The organism is Streptomyces sp. NPDC093598 (assembly GCF_044764825.1).
Classification (GTDB): Bacteria; Actinomycetota; Actinomycetes; order Streptomycetales; family Streptomycetaceae; genus Streptomyces.
Genome location: NZ_JBIWIV010000001.1, coordinates 1,238,152 through 1,252,238, shown reverse-complemented (window position 1 = coordinate 1,252,238; position 14,087 = coordinate 1,238,152). Strand labels below are relative to the sequence as shown.

At 70.2% G+C, this 14,087-nt stretch carries 11 protein-coding genes; 1 reads left to right on the top strand and 10 read right to left on the bottom strand.

The annotated features are described in order from the left end of the window. Positions 1-3 precede the first annotated feature (3 nt). Entirely contained in the window at positions 4-888 is an 885-nt protein-coding gene (locus ACIRDU_RS05755; protein ID WP_403574894.1) for a DUF4429 domain-containing protein, read from the bottom strand. 94 nt (positions 889-982) lie between these two features. Here ACIRDU_RS05755 and ACIRDU_RS05750 point away from each other — a divergent pair, with 94 nt between their 5' ends. Next, positions 983-2,572: a beta-N-acetylhexosaminidase gene (locus tag ACIRDU_RS05750; protein WP_403574891.1), complete on the top strand. Its 1,590-nt coding sequence runs from the start codon at positions 983-985 to the stop codon at positions 2,570-2,572. A gap of 131 nt (positions 2,573-2,703) precedes the next feature. On the opposite strand, the gene ACIRDU_RS05745 is transcribed toward ACIRDU_RS05750, so the two are convergent. The 9 genes from ACIRDU_RS05745 to ACIRDU_RS05705 all read right to left on the bottom strand — a co-directional run bounded on the left by ACIRDU_RS05745 (position 2,704) and on the right by ACIRDU_RS05705 (position 14,079). Next, complete coding sequence (locus ACIRDU_RS05745) at positions 2,704-4,473, bottom strand: IucA/IucC family protein (RefSeq protein WP_403574888.1); 1,770 nt, start codon at positions 4,471-4,473, stop codon at positions 2,704-2,706. Continuing rightward, entirely contained in the window at positions 4,470-5,021 is a 552-nt protein-coding gene (locus ACIRDU_RS05740; protein WP_403574885.1) for a GNAT family N-acetyltransferase, read from the bottom strand. The genes ACIRDU_RS05745 and ACIRDU_RS05740 overlap by 4 nt, the downstream gene beginning before the upstream one ends. Next, the gene (locus ACIRDU_RS05735) at positions 5,018-6,295 is read right to left on the bottom strand and encodes a lysine N(6)-hydroxylase/L-ornithine N(5)-oxygenase family protein (RefSeq protein WP_403574882.1); all 1,278 of its coding nucleotides are present in this window, start codon (positions 6,293-6,295) and stop codon (positions 5,018-5,020) included. Before ACIRDU_RS05735 ends, ACIRDU_RS05740 begins: the two co-directional genes overlap by 4 nt. Beyond that, complete coding sequence (desA, locus tag ACIRDU_RS05730; protein ID WP_403574879.1) at positions 6,279-7,721, bottom strand: lysine decarboxylase DesA; 1,443 nt, start codon at positions 7,719-7,721, stop codon at positions 6,279-6,281. The genes ACIRDU_RS05735 and desA overlap by 17 nt, the downstream gene beginning before the upstream one ends. 191 nt (positions 7,722-7,912) lie before the next feature. Then, positions 7,913-8,761 (bottom strand): siderophore-interacting protein, encoded by an 849-nt coding sequence (locus ACIRDU_RS05725; RefSeq protein ID WP_403574876.1) that lies wholly within the window; start codon positions 8,759-8,761, stop codon positions 7,913-7,915. 34 nt (positions 8,762-8,795) lie between these two features. Then, a complete protein-coding gene (locus tag ACIRDU_RS05720) occupies positions 8,796-9,839 on the bottom strand; it encodes an ABC transporter substrate-binding protein (protein ID WP_403574873.1) in 1,044 nt (347 codons plus the stop codon). A 210-nt stretch (positions 9,840-10,049) separates the two neighbouring features. Beyond that, entirely contained in the window at positions 10,050-11,210 is a 1,161-nt protein-coding gene (locus tag ACIRDU_RS05715) for an acyl-CoA dehydrogenase family protein (protein ID WP_403574870.1), read from the bottom strand. Positions 11,211-11,215: 5 nt separating this feature from the next. Next, on the bottom strand, positions 11,216-12,166 hold the full coding sequence (locus ACIRDU_RS05710) for a hydroxymethylglutaryl-CoA lyase (RefSeq protein ID WP_403574867.1): 951 nt from the start codon (positions 12,164-12,166) through the stop codon (positions 11,216-11,218). Then, positions 12,163-14,079 carry an acetyl/propionyl/methylcrotonyl-CoA carboxylase subunit alpha gene (locus tag ACIRDU_RS05705; RefSeq protein ID WP_403574864.1) on the bottom strand — a complete coding sequence of 639 codons (1,917 nt, stop codon included), beginning with the start codon at positions 14,077-14,079 and terminating at the stop codon, positions 12,163-12,165. Before ACIRDU_RS05705 ends, ACIRDU_RS05710 begins: the two co-directional genes overlap by 4 nt. Between the last annotated feature and the right edge of the window lie 8 nt (positions 14,080-14,087).

The window sequence follows — 14,087 nt, the reverse complement described above, 5'->3', positions numbered from 1 at the left end:
GTGTTACATCCGCTTGAGGATCGCCTGCTTGGCCAGGGCGAACTCCTCGTCCGTCAGCACGCCCGTGCGGTGCAGTTCACCGAGCTCGCGCAGGCGGCGCAGCAGGGCGTCGTGGTCGTCCTCGGTGGACGCGACCGGAGGAGAAGGCAGCTCCGGTCGCGCGTCCACCGGGTGGGCGTCGGCGGCCCGGGCCGGGTGCGGAAGCCTGGCCTGGACCGCCGCCGCGACCAGCGCCATCAGCGGGTCCTTCTTGAAGCCCCACAGCTCCACGGCGTTGGGGTCGTACTTGGGCGGGGCCTTGGTGGGCGCGTGCCGCACGGTGAAGCGCAGGTGGCCGTTCTCCAGCCCGGCCGCCGGATGCCACTCCACGCCCGTGATGTCGGCGAGCGCGAGCGTACGGGTGCCGGCGGCGGCCTTGGCGTCCTCCGTCTTCCAGTTCCACTCCAGGCGTATGCGCTCGCCGTCGAAGCCGGCGGTGCCGTCCCCGGCGGAGACCGACAGGGGAACGGAGGGGCCCGGCAGCAGATACGCGTCGACCGGCCCGGCGGGCACCTGGTCGAGGAGCAGGGCACTGCGGACCTCGTCCACGAAGTACTCGGCGACGCCGTAGCGGTCGGACTCCACGATCAGCTGGTACGGGTCGTGGGGCTCGGTGAGCCGGCCGCCCGTGGCGTGCAGCAGCGGGTCGGCGCCGTCGCGCAGCCGCAGCCTGAGCCGCCCCGCCTTCTTGCCCTGCTCGAAGGAGACACCGGCCAACGCCCCCAGCGGGACGACCAGTTCACCCAGCTCCTTGCGTAACACGCTGACGTTCTTGTCTCGTCCGGGAGTCAGCCGCAGTGCGTCGCCGTCGAAGGCCCACGTACCGTCCCTCTGGATGATTTCCGCCATGGGGTGGATTGTTCCACCCGTCTCACGAGAGAGTGGTCCAGACCTCTTGGAGCTCAACGGCTCGTGAAGGGACACGCTTGTGAGAGATGGCCGTGTGAGACAGCCCCACAGAACGTTTCGCCTTCTCGGTTCCCTGCTGCTGGTCGCGATGGCCGCTTCGGTGACAGGGGCCGCTCCCGCGCCGGCGGCATCGCCCGCCCCGCTCGACCGGGTGATCCCCGCCCCCGCCTCGGTCGCCCCGGGCGGATCCCCGTACCGGATCACCCGCGGCACGCACATCCGCGTCGACGGTTCCCGCGAGACCCGGGGCGTAGGCGAGTACCTCGCGAGGATCCTGCGCCCCTCGACCGGCTATCGCCTCCCCGTCACCGCACATGGCGCCGGGGGCATTCGACTGCGCCTCGCCGAGGGCTCCTTCGGCGCCGAGGGCTACCGGCTCGACAGCGGCCGGGACGGCGTCACCATCACCGCGGCCAAGCCCGCCGGCCTCTTCCACGGCGTGCAGACCCTGCGCCAGCTCCTGCCCGCGGCCGTCGAGGAGGACTCCGTCCAGCCCGGCCCCTGGCTGGTCGCGGGTGGCACGATCACGGACACCCCGCGCTACGGCTGGCGCGGCGCCATGCTCGACGTCTCCCGGCACTTCTTCACCGTCGACCAGGTCAAGCGCTACATCGACCAGCTCGCCCTCTACAAGATCAACAAGCTGCATCTGCACCTCAGCGACGACCAGGGCTGGCGCATCGCCATCGACTCCTGGCCACGCCTGGCGACCTACGGCGGTTCGACGGAGGTCGGCGGCGGCCCCGGCGGCTTCTACACCAAGGCCGACTACAGGGAGATCGTGCGGTACGCCGCCTCCCGCTACCTGGAGGTCGTCCCCGAGATCGACATGCCCGGCCACACCAACGCGGCGCTGGCTTCGTACGCCGACCTGAACTGCGACGGGGTGGCGCCCCCGCTCTACACCGGCACCGAGGTCGGCTTCAGCTCGCTGTGCGTCGGCAAGGAGATCACGTACGACTTCGTGGACGACGTGATCCGGGAGCTGGCCGCGCTCACGCCGGGCAGGTACCTCCACATCGGGGGCGACGAGGCGCACTCCACCAGCCATGAGGACTATGTGAAGTTCATGGACCGGGTGCAGCCGATCGTCGCGAAGTACGGCAAGACGGTCGTCGGCTGGCACCAGCTGACCGGGGCGGCCCCGGCGAAGGGCGCTCTCGCGCAGTACTGGGGGCTCGACGGCACGAGTGCCGAGGAGAAGGCGCGCGTCGCGAAGGCCGCGCGGAGCGGTACCGGGGTGATTCTGTCCCCGGCGGACCGGGTGTATCTCGACATGAAGTACACGAAGGACACGCCGCTGGGGCTTTCCTGGGCGGGGTACGTCGAGGTGCAGCGGTCGTACGACTGGGATCCCGGGGCGTATCTGCCGGGGGTGCCGGGCGGTGCCGTGCGGGGCGTCGAGGCGCCCATGTGGTCGGAGACGCTCGAGAACTCCGAGCACATCGAGTTCATGGCGTTTCCGCGGTTGCCCGGTGTCGCGGAGCTGGGGTGGTCGCCGGCTGCTTCGCACGACTGGGAGCGGTACAAGGTGCGGTTGGCTGCGCAGGCTGGGCGGTGGGATGCCCTGGGTATCGGCTACTACAGGTCGCCGCAGGTGCCGTGGGGGTCCGCCGGGCGGTGATGTGTCTGCGGGTGCGTGGGGGCTTGTCGCGCGGTTCCCCGCGCCCCTGGAAAAGGCGCAGTTCCCCGCGCCCCGAAAAAAGACCGGCACCCCGGAGGACCGTACTCCGGGGTGCCCGTCTGCTTCGGGTGTCAGAACTGCGCGATCGGGTTCTTCAGGGTGCCCACCAGCTGGAGGGCTCCGGACGGGTCCGACAGGTCGACCATCTGTTCGTTGTTGCGGAGCTGGAGGCGGTTGAGGCAGGAGAGGGCGAACTCGGGGGCGAACATGTCGTACTGCTGGAACCTGTCGGCGAGTTCGGGCTTCGACTCCTGGTAGGCGCGGGTGACCTCCGCGACCGTGCGCCAGAAGTCGTCCTCCTCCAGGATGCCCTCGGTGGCGAGGTTCGCCGCGAGGAAGCGGAAGAAGCAGTCGAAGACGTCCGTGAAGATCGACAGGAGCTTCTTGTCCTCCGGGACCTCCACGCGGAGCCGCTCGACCGCCGGCGGCAGCACCGCGTCGGGGTCCATGACCGCGATCTCCTCGGCGATGTCCTTGAAGATCGCGCGCTGCACGACCCCGTCCTTCAGCACCAGGATGACGTTCTCGCCGTGCGGCATGAAGACCAGGTCGTACGCGAAGAAGCTGTGGAGCAGGGGCGTGAAGTACGCCTGGAGGTAGCGGCGCAGCCACTCCTTCGGGGGGAGGCCCGACTGCTCGATCAGCGCGCCCGCGACGGACGCCCCCTCGTCGTCGACGTGGACCAGGGACGCCATGGTGGCCAGGGACTCGCCCTCCTCGAGGGAGGGCACCGGGCTCTCCCGCCACAGCGCGGCGAGCATCTTGCGGTACGGCGAGTAGCGGTCCGTCGCCTGCTCGTACTCCAGGTGCCGGTAGCCGACCGCCGCGCGCTCGCGGATGATCGACAGGCCCGTGGACCTCAGCACCGGGTCGCCCTCGATGAGCTGGGCCAGCCAGTCGTTGATCGCCGGGGTGGCCTCCATGTAGGCCGCCGACAGGCCCCGCATGAAGCCCATGTTGATGACCGACAGGGCCGTCTTGACGTAGTGCTTCTCGGGGCTGGTCCTGTTGAAGAAGGTCCGGATGGACTGCTGGGCCAGGTACTCGTCGTCGCCCTCGCCCAGGCACACCAGGTGCCCCCGGGCCACTTCGGCGGCGAAGGTGACGGTGAGCTTGTTCCACCACTGCCAGGGATGGACCGGGATGAACAGGTAGTCGGCCGGGTCCAGGCCCTGGTCGCGCAGGACGCCGTGGAAGCGCTCGACGGTCTCCGCGCCCAGTTCCTCGCGCAGGAACGACTCGTACTCGATGCCGACACCGGCGGTGAACGCGGCGCGCGACCTGTGCGCGGCCAGCCACACCAGGCGCACCGGGCTCGCCGTCTCCGGCGCGTACGACAGGTACTCGTGGATGCCGAAGCCGAGCCGCCCGTTGTTGGCGACGAAGCAGGGGTGGCCCTCGGTCATCGACGTCTCGATGGTCTGGAAGTCGCCGCGTGCCAGCTCGGCCGCCGTGGTTCGCGGCTTGGTGAGCTTGTAGCAGGTGCCGGAGAGGGTGGAGGAGATCTCCTCCAGGTAGACCGGCAGGACGGCGTCGCCCAGGCCCAGGGACTTCCGCAGTTCGATGAAGAAGTCGAGCGCGGCGAGCGGGAGTTCGGCGCCGTCCCGGTGCCGGGTGATCGAGTCGGCGTCGACCTGCCAGTGGTCCAGGGCCCGGCGGGCGGCGGAGAAGCGGTAGCTCGTCGCGCCGTCGTCGCTGCGGACGACGTACTGCTCACCGTCCTCCTCGGGGGTGATCAGCCGCTCGTGCGCGAACTCGGCGAGCGCCTTGCGGATCAGGAGGCGGTTGGCCCGCGCCCAGCGGTGGGGGGACAGATGCGCTACGGCGTCGGACAGGGTCATACGGCTGCTCCTCGGGCGGCCAGGAACTGTGCACGCGTGCAGAAGCTCAGCAGCGCGCGCTTCTCCGGCTTGTCGATCTCGCGCTCGGCCACGAAGCCGACGGCCTCGTTGAGCGCGTGTACTGCCTTGTTGCCGACGTCGGGCTCCACCACGACCCGGCGGGTGCGCGGGTCGGCGAACAGCTCGTCCATCACGGTGGTGATGACGGCCTTGGTGAAGCCGTGGATCGGCCGGTCGGTCGGCGCGACCAGGAAGTGCATGCCGACATCGCCGGGCTCCGGGTCGTACAGCCCGACCAGCTCGACGTACCGCGGGTCGTACTTCTCCATCAGGAACGCGGGCCGGCCCTCGTGCAGACCGAGGTAGGCGTCGTGGTGCTCGTGCGCGGCGATCCGCATGTACTCGCGCTCGACGTCCTGGAGTTTCGCGTCCTGCATCATCCAGTAGGCCGCCTTGGGGTGGGTGACCCAGGAGTGCAGCAGCCCGGCGTCCTTCAGCGGGTCGAGCGGCCGGACGGTGAGCGTTCCGATGCCCGTGGCGGCGCTCATACGGCGAACTCCTGGAACGCGATCGTCTTCTCCACCGGGTAGTACTCGCTGCCGAGCAGCTCGCGGATGATGTACGCGTTCCGGTACGGGCCCATGCCCAGGTCGGGGCTGGTGATGCTGTGCGTGTGGACGCCGGCGTTCTGAAGGAAGATCCCCCGGCCGGTGACGTCGATCGCGTAGTTGCGGGCGACGTCGAAGTTGCCCTGCGAGTCGTAGACCAGGCGGTCCTTGACGGGGGCCAGGAACTCCGGTTCGGCGTACTTGTACCCGGTGGCCAGGACCAGGCCCTGGGAGTCCAGCTCGAAGTCCTTGCCCTGCTCCTCCTGGCGGAAGCCGAGGGTGTACGTGCCGTTCTCGTAGCGCGCGCTGTTGAGCGAGGAGTTGGTGAGCAGCCGGGTGGGGACGGGGCCGGAGAGGTTCTTCTGGTAGAGCAGGTCGAAGATCTCGTTGATGAGGTCCCCGTCGATGCCCTTGAACAGGCCCTTCTGCTCGGCCGTGAGGCGGTAGCGGGTGGCCTCGGGCAGCTCGCGGAAGTAGTCGACGTACTCCGGGGACGTCATCTCCAGCGTGAGCTTGGTGTACTCCAGCGGGAAGAAGCGCGGGGAGCGGGTGACCCAGTTCAGCCGGTAGCCGTGGACGTCGATCTCGCTGAGGAGGTCGTAGTAGATCTCGGCGGCCGACTGGCCCGAGCCGACCAGCGTGATCGAGTCCTTCTTCTGCAGCTCCGCCTTGTGGTGCAGATAGCGGGAGTTGTGCAGGAAGTCGCCGCCCAGGCCCTGGCAGGCCTCGGGTATGTGGGGCGGGGTGCCGGTGCCGAGAACCAGGTGACGGGCCCGGTAGGTGTCACCGGCGGTGGTCCGCACGAGGTAGAGGTCGTCCTCGTACGTCACCTCCGCCACCGTCGTGCCGAAGCGGATGCTGCTCAGTCTGCCCGCGGCCCAGCGGCAGTAGTCGTCGTACTCGACGCGCAGCGGGTAGAAGTTCTCGCGGATGTAGAACGAGTACAGCCGGCCCTTCTCCTTCAGGTAATTGAGGAAGGAGTACGGGGACGTCGGGTCGGCGAGGGTGACCAGGTCCGACATGAACGGGGTCTGGAGGTGGGCGCCGTCCAGGAACATGCCCGCGTGCCACTCGAAGTCGGGCTTCGACTCCAGGAAGACGCCGTCGAGCTCGTCGATGGGTTCGGTGAGGCAGGCCAGGCCGAGGTTGAAGGGGCCGAGCCCGATCCCCACGAAGTCGTGGGTGCTGGTTCGGTTGTCAGGACGCGCGGTCAAGGGACTCTCCCAGGTACTGCTCGGCGTGGCCGGCGATCAGATCGAGGACGGCGGCGATGTCGGACGCCTGCGTCTCGGGGTTGAGCAGGGTGAACTTCAGGTAGTGGCGGCCGCCGACCTTGGTGCCCGCGACGATGGCGTCACCGGAGGCGAACAGCGCCTTGCGGGCGTACAGGTTGGCGCGGTCGATCTCGGCGGGGTCGGTGACGGCCGCCGGGATGTAGCGGAAGACCAGGGTCGACAGGCTCGGCTCCACGACGACGTCGAAGCGCGGGTCGGCGGCGATCAGCTTCCAGCCCTCCCGGGCCAGGTCGCACACCTCGTCGAAGAGCTGCCCGATGCCGTCGGCGCCCATGGTCCGCAGGGTCATCCACAGCTTGAGGGCGTCGAAGCGGCGGGTGGTCTGCAGGGACTTGTCCACCTGGTTGGGGATGCGCTCCTCCACCATCCGGCGCGGGTTGAGGTACTCGGCGTGATAGGTGGCGTGGCGCAGCGTGGCCGCGTCCCGCACGAGCACGGCCGAGGAACTCACCGGCTGGAAGAAGGACTTGTGGTAGTCGACGGTGACCGAGTCGGCGCGCTCGATGCCGCTGATGCGGTCCCGGTGCTTCAGGGAGGCCAGCAGGCCGCAGCCGTACGCGGCGTCGACGTGCATCCAGGTGCCGAACTGCTCGCACAGCTCGGCGATCTCGGGCAGCGGGTCGATGGAGCCGAAGTCGGTGGTGCCGGCGGTGGCGACGACGGCCATGGGGACGAGGCCGTCCTTCGTGCAGCGCTCCAGCTCGCGGGCGAGGGCGACGGTCTGCATGCGCTTGTCGTGGTCGACGGGTATGGAGACCACGGCGTCCTGGCCGAGCCCAAGGAGCTTCGCGGACTTCTTCACGCTGAAGTGGCTGACCTCGGAGGCGAAGATGCGCAGTTGGGCGAGGGAGTCCGTCTTGGCCTCCTCGCGGGCGAGCAGCAGCGCCTGGAGGTTGGACTGCGTGCCGCCGGAGGTGAACACGCCGTCGGCGGCGGGGCCGAGGCCGATGCGGTCGGTCGTCCAGTCGATCAGTTTCCGCTCGATGAGGGTGCCGCCGGCCGACTGGTCCCAGGTGTCCAGCGAGGAGTTCACGGCGGACAGGACGGCCTCGCCGAGCACGGCCGGGATGACGACCGGGCAGTTGAGGTGCGCCAGGTAGCGGGGGTGGTGGAAGTAGATCGCGTCCCGGAGGTAGACGTCCTCCAGTTCGTCGAGCACCGCGGTGGTGTCGTGCAGCGGCTGGTCGAGGTCGATCTCGTCGATGCGGGGGGAGAGGGCGTCGACGGTGATGCCGGTGAACGGCCGGTCGGTGGCGGCGAGTTTGGCGGCCACCCGCTCGACTCCGTCGGTCACGGAGCGGCGGTACTGCTCCGCGGTGGTGTCGTTGAGCAGGTGCGAGCGCATGTGGGGGTCCTCCGGTGGGGACAGTCCGGTGTGGGACGGGGGTGGGCTGATCTCCGGCGTCCAAGAACTTAGGTAAGCCTAACCTAAGTTGATCGAGGCGGGAGCGGACCCTGCCGTGACCGTGGTCACTCGTGTCACTGCCGGCCCGGCGGGGCTTCGCCGCGGGCTTCGGGTTGCGGCTGCGGGCGCCCCTATCCCTCGGCCCGCAGCTGCTCCTCGCTCACGCCGCGCCGCCAGTAGCCGACGAACGTCACCCTGCGGCGGTCGATCCCGCGCTCGCGCACGAAGTGCCGGCGCAGCTCCTTCACGCACCCGGACTCACCGGCGATCCAGACGTACGGCCGCTCGGCGGACGGCAGCCGGGCCTCGCGGACGGCATCGAGGGCCGACCCCTCGGTGCTCAGCTCCTCCTTGACGAGCCAGGTGATCTCCACGTCGGCCTCGGTCACCAGGTCCTGGATGTCGCCGGCGTGCGGGACCTCCAGCCAGACCCGGGCACGGGTGCCGGCGGGCAGCGCCTCGACGATGGCGGAGGCGGCCGGTACGGCGGTCTCGTCGCCCCAGACGACCACGAGGTCGGTGTCCTGCGGGGGACGGAAGCGGATCGCCCGGTTGTCGGCGACGGCCGGGCCGAGCAGCAGGACCCGGTCCCCGGCGGCGGCCCGGGCGGCCCACCGCGAGGCCGGGCCGGCCTGGACACAGGCGCCCGGCTCGATGCCGTGCAGGGCGAAGTCGATGTCGATCTCGTCCGGGTCCCTGCGCAGGCCGCGCAGGGTGTACGACCGCATCACGGCCCGTACGTCGTCCGGGAGTTCACGCCAGCCCTGCCACCAGCCGTCCCCGAGTTCGAGCGGCACGACCGGCTCGCTCTGCCCCGGGTGCGGCAGGAACAGTGACAAGGACTGGTCCTGCCCGTCGGAGTGAAAGGCGTGCAGATCGGGCCCCCCGAAGGTGACCCGCACCAGAGACGGCCCGAGCCGCCTCGTCCGCACGACCTGAAGGGAGAAGAAACGGAACGGGGCGGCTACGGCGGTGATCACGTGCGGCTCCTGGACGTCAGGACGGGGCAGGGGGTCAGGCGACCTTCTTGGCCGACTCGATGGCCTTCGCGAGGTTCTCCACCAGAGGCGTGCACTTGTCGTACGACAGGATCGGCTCGGGCGAACGCGCGATGACCTGACCGGCCTTGACCGCGGGCAGCTTCTTCCAGGTCGCCTCGGTGATGTCGGCCGGCTGGATGGTCGAGGCGCGGTCGTCCATCATGATGATGTCCGCCGGGTACTTGTCGACGTTCTCCCAGCTGAGGTTCTCGAACCAGCCGCCGTTGGCCTCCTTGGCCTTCGCGGGGGGCTCGACGAGGTTCACGCCGAGGGCCTTGAAGTACTCCAGGTCGATGGAGAAGTCGGAGCCGGAGACGTAGAAGATGGCGTCCGACGCGGAACCGGCCAGCACCTTGATCTCGGGGCGGGACTTGGCGGCCTTGCGCAGCCGCTCGGAGGCGGCCTCGAAGCGCTTCTTCGCCTCGACGACCTTCGCGGCCTTCAGGTCGGCGCCGAGCGACTCGGCGAGCTCGGCCATGCGCTGCAGGGGCTTGGGCATCTGACGGTCGAAGACCGAGACGGCCACGCTCGGGGCGAGCTTGGCGATCTTGTCCTTGGACGCCTCCGGGACGTACCAGAGGCTGCCGGCGGAGTCGAAGGTCGTGGTGATGAGTACCTCGGGCTGGAAGGCCGCGTACTGCTCGACGTTGAACTGGTCGAACCTGTTGCCGAAGACGGTCAGCTTGCTGACGTCCATGTCGCCGGCCTGGACATCGGCCTTGCCGTCCTTGGTCTTGGTCGGGCCGAAGACGCCCTTGACCTCGATGCCGTAGTCGTACAGGGCGGCGGCGACACCGGTGAACGCGACGATCCTCGTGGGGACCTGGTCCAGGCTCACGGTCTTGCCGCGGTCGTCCTTGAAGGACCACGGGCCGGACTTGGCGGCACCCTTCGCGTCCGAGCCGCCGTCCTTGGAGTCTTCACTGCCACACGCGGTCACGAGGGCGCCGAGCCCGAGAGCACCACCGGCGGCGAGCAGGCCGCGGCGGGAGAAACGGGCGGTTCTGGCGTTCGACATGACTGGGTCTGCTTTCGTACGTACGGAGCCACTGCGGGCACGGCTGAAAGCCGCTTGGCTGGAACGAGGCTTAGGTTAGCCTAACCTCAGGTCATGTCCACGGGAGCCCTGGGGTGTGTGCCCGGGGGTGGGAGTGGGGATGCGAACGGGCGCAGTGATCCGAGTCACTGCGCCCGTTCGGCCGGTGGTTCTCGGCCCCGGTCCGTCGCCTCAGCCCACCAGCCCCAACTCGCGCGCGATCAGCATGCGTTGGACCTCGCTCGTGCCCTCGCCGATTTCCAGGATCTTGGAGTCCCGCCACATGCGGGCGACCGGGTATTCGTTCATGAAGCCGTAGCCGCCGTGGATCTGGGTGGCCTCGCGGGCGTTGTCCACCGCCACCGTCGACGAGTGGAGCTTCGCCAGGGCCGCTTCCTTCTTGAAGGGGGCGCCGGTCACCAAGCGGGCCGCCGCGTCGCGCCAGGCGAGGCGGGACGTGTGGGCCTTCATCTCCATGTCCGCGATCTTGAACTGGATGGCCTGGTGCGCGGCGATCGGCTTGCCGAAGGCGTGGCGTTCCTTGGCGTACTTGACGGACTCGTCGACGCAGCCCTGCGCCAGGCCCGTCGCCAGGGCCGCGATGGCGATGCGGCCCTCGTCGAGGATGCGGAGGAACTGGGCGTAGCCACGGCCCTCCTCGCCCAGGAGGTTCTCCGCCGGGACCCGGACGTCCGTGAAGGACAGCTCGCGGGTGTCCGAGGCGTTCCAGCCGACCTTGGAGTACGGGGCCGCGACCGTGAAGCCCGGGGTGCCGGACGGGACGATGATCGAGGAGATCCGCGGCTTGCCCTCCGGGGTGCGGCCCGTGACCGCCGTGACCGTCACCAGGCCCGTGATGTCCGTGCCCGAGTTGGTGATGAAGCACTTCGTGCCGTTGATGACCCATTCGTTCGTCGACTCGTCCAGACGCGCCGTCGTACGGGTCGCGCCCGCGTCGCTGCCGCCGTCCGGCTCCGTCAGGCCGAACGCGCCGAGGACTTCGCCCGCGCAGAGGCGGGGGAGCCACTCCCGCTTCTGGGCCTCGGTGCCGTAGAGATGGATCGGCATCGCGCCGAGTGAGACACCGGCCTCCAGGGTGATCGCCACCGAGGAGTCGACCCGTGCCAGCTCCTCCAGAGCGACGCCGAGGGCCAGGTAGTCGCCGCCCATGCCGCCGTACTGCTCCGGGAACGGCAGGCCGAACAGGCCCATGCGGCCCATCTCCCGGACGATCTCGTACGGGAACTCGTGCCGCTCGTAGAAGTCGCCGATCTTCGGCGCCACCACCTCGTGTGCGAACTCCTCGACCGTGCGGCGGAGTTCCTCCAGTTCGGGGGAGAGACGGTAGTCCATGGTGATCAGTGCTCCTCGGTGTCCTCGTGGGACAGGGCTCGGACGGTGCGGGACGGGCTGGGTCGGCCCAGATGGGTGGCCATCCACGTGCTCGTGGCGACGAGGCGGCCGAGGTCGATTCCGGTGTCGATGCCGAGGCCCCGCAGCATCCACACGAGGTCTTCGGTGGCCAGGTTGCCCGTCGCCGACTTCGCGTACGGGCAGCCGCCCAGGCCGCCCGCCGACGCGTCGACCGTGGTGACGCCCTGCTGGAGCGCCGCGAGGGTGTTGGCGAGGGCCTGGCCGTAGGTGTCGTGGAAGTGGACGCCGAGGGCGGTGGGCGGGACGCCCGCCTCGTCCAGCGCCGCGAGGAGCGCGACCACATGGCCCGGGGTCGCCACGCCGATCGTGTCGCCCAGGCTCAGCTCGTCGCAGCCCATGTCCAGCAGGGCCCGGCAGACCGTCACCACCTGGGGGATCGGGACCGCGCCCTCCCACGGGTCGCCGAAGCACATGGAGAGGTAGCCCCGGACGTGGACATCCTCGGACTTCGCGCGGCTCACCACCGGCTCGAACATCGCCAGTGCCTCGTCCACCGTGCGGTTGAGGTTGGCCTTGGCGAAGGATTCCGTGGCGCTGGCGAAGACCGCCACCCGGCCGGCTCCCAGCGCCAGGGCGCGGTCCAGGCCGCGGTCGTTCGGAACCAGGACCGGGAGCGCGACCGGCAGGTCGGCGACCATCGGGAACAGTTGCTCCGCGTCCGCCAGTTGGGGGACCCACTTCGGGTGGACGAAGCTCGTCGCCTCGATCGTCGTCAGGCCCGCGTCGGCCAGGCGGCGGATGAACTCCGCCTTGACCTCCGTGGGGACCGTCCCCTTTTCGTTCTGCAGGCCGTCGCGGGCGCCGACCTCGTGGATGCGGACGCGGGTGGGCAGATCCCTGCTCGGGACGGCCATCGGGAGCCCTGGGACTGTCATTCCGCCACCTCCTCGTGGGGTGCGATGACCGCCAGGACCTGGTCCATGGCGACCGTGGTGCCGGGTGCCACGTCCAGCTCGGTGACCTTGCCGGCGTGCGGCGCGGAGATGACGTGCTCCATCTTCATCGCCTCCACCACCAGCAGGCTCTGGCCCGCGCTCACCTCGTCGCCGACGGCGACCTTCACCACCGTCACCGTGCCGGGCATGGGCGCGGTGAGGGAATCGGCGCCCGCGTGCGCCGACCGGGTCAGGGACGCGGCCACCGGGTCGTGGTCGCGGACGTGCCAGGCGTCGCCGTCGCGGCCGAGCCAGTCCGCGGCGCGGTGGAAGGTGTGGCGGACGCCGTCCAGGGTCACCGCGACCCGGTCGTCGGTGACCGTGGCCGTGCCGCGCGGGGTGTACTCCAGCGGGTCCTGCAGCCGGAGGTGGAAGGCCGGCGGCTTGCGGGCGCCGCCCAGGCGCCAGCCGCTCGGCACCGAGAAGGGGTCCGTCCAGCCGCCCGGCTCCGGCTCCAGGGCTTCCAGGCGTACGGCCGCCGCCGCCTCGTACACCTCATCCGGTACGTCCGTGGGGATCAGGCCCTCCACCTCACGCTCGACCAGGCCCGTGTCCATGTCGCCGGAGACCACGGCCGGGTGGGCGAGCAGGCGGCGCAGGAAGCCGGCGTTCGTCTGCACGCCGAGCGTGACCGTCTCGGCCAGGGCCGCGCGGAGCTTGCGCAGGGCGGTCGCGCGGTCGGGGCCGTACGCGATGACCTTGGAGAGCATCGGGTCGTAAAGGCTGCCGACCTCCGTGCCCTCGGTGAGGCCCGAGTCGGTGCGGACGCCGTCGCCCTGCGGCTCACGCAGCCTCAGGACCGTGCCGCCGGAGGGGAGGAAGCCGCGGGCCGGGTCCTCGGCGCAGATGCGGGCCTCCACCGCGTGACCGGTCAGCCGTACGTCCTGCTGGGTGAAGCCGAGCGGCTCGCCCGCCGCGACCCGCAGCTGCCACTCGACCAGGTCCAGGCCCGTGATCAGCTCCGTGACCGGGTGCTCCACCTGGAGGCGGGTGTTCATCTCCATGAAGTAGTACGACGACGGGTCGACGCCGGGGACGATGAACTCCACCGTGCCCGCGCCCCGGTAGCCGCAGGAGCGGGCCGCCTGGACCGCTGCCTCGCCCATCGCGGAGCGCGTCTCCTCGTCGAGGAGCACGCTCGGCGCCTCCTCGATGATCTTCTGGTGGCGGCGCTGGAGGGAGCACTCGCGCTCGCCCAGGTGGACCACGTTCCCCTGGCCGTCGGCCAGGACCTGGATCTCGATGTGGCGGGGGCGGTCGATCCAGCGCTCCACGAGGAGCGTGTCGTCGCCGAAGGAGGCGCGGGCCTCGCGGCGGGCCGAGGCGATCTCGTCCTCCAGCCGGGTCAGGTCCCGCACCAGGCGCATGCCCTTGCCGCCGCCGCCCGCGCTGGGCTTCAGGAGCACGGGTGCGCCCAGCTCGCGGGCCGCCTCGGCCAGGTCCGGGTCCCGGCCGCCGGGAACGACCGGCACGCCGGCATCGCGGACCGTCTCCTTGGCGCGGATCTTGTCGCCCATCAGCGCGATCGCGTCCGCCGGAGGGCCGATGAAGACCAGACCGGCCTCGGCGCACGCGCGCGCGAAAGCGGCGTTCTCCGCGAGGAAGCCGTAGCCGGGATGGACGGCCTGCGCGCCCGTACGGGCCGCGGCCTCCAGCAGGCGCTCCACCGACAGGTAGCTCATCGACGCCGGGGCCGGGCCGATCCGCACCGCCGTGTCCGCCTCGCGGACATGCCGGGCGTCGGCGTCCGCGTCGGAGAAGACGGCCACCGAGCGCACGCCCATCGACCGCAGCGTACGGATCACCCGTACGGCGATCTCGCCCCGGTTGGCCACCAGCACTGTCTCGAACATCGTCGTCC

Bases quoted from the DNA above. Each gene is read 5' to 3' on its own strand.
- ACIRDU_RS05755 (WP_403574894.1), bottom strand. From the start codon at position 888: ATGGCGGAAATCATCCAGAGGGACGGTACGTGGGCCTTCGACGGCGAC.
- ACIRDU_RS05745 (WP_403574888.1), bottom strand. From the start codon at position 4,473: ATGACCCTGTCCGACGCCGTAGCGCATCTGTCCCCCCACCGCTGGGCG.
- ACIRDU_RS05740 (WP_403574885.1), bottom strand. From the start codon at position 5,021: ATGAGCGCCGCCACGGGCATCGGAACGCTCACCGTCCGGCCGCTCGAC.
- desA (WP_403574879.1), bottom strand. From the start codon at position 7,721: ATGCGCTCGCACCTGCTCAACGACACCACCGCGGAGCAGTACCGCCGC.
- ACIRDU_RS05720 (WP_403574873.1), bottom strand. From the start codon at position 9,839: ATGTCGAACGCCAGAACCGCCCGTTTCTCCCGCCGCGGCCTGCTCGCC.
- ACIRDU_RS05715 (WP_403574870.1), bottom strand. From the start codon at position 11,210: ATGGACTACCGTCTCTCCCCCGAACTGGAGGAACTCCGCCGCACGGTC.
- ACIRDU_RS05710 (WP_403574867.1), bottom strand. From the start codon at position 12,166: ATGACAGTCCCAGGGCTCCCGATGGCCGTCCCGAGCAGGGATCTGCCC.
- ACIRDU_RS05705 (WP_403574864.1), bottom strand. From the start codon at position 14,079: ATGTTCGAGACAGTGCTGGTGGCCAACCGGGGCGAGATCGCCGTACGG.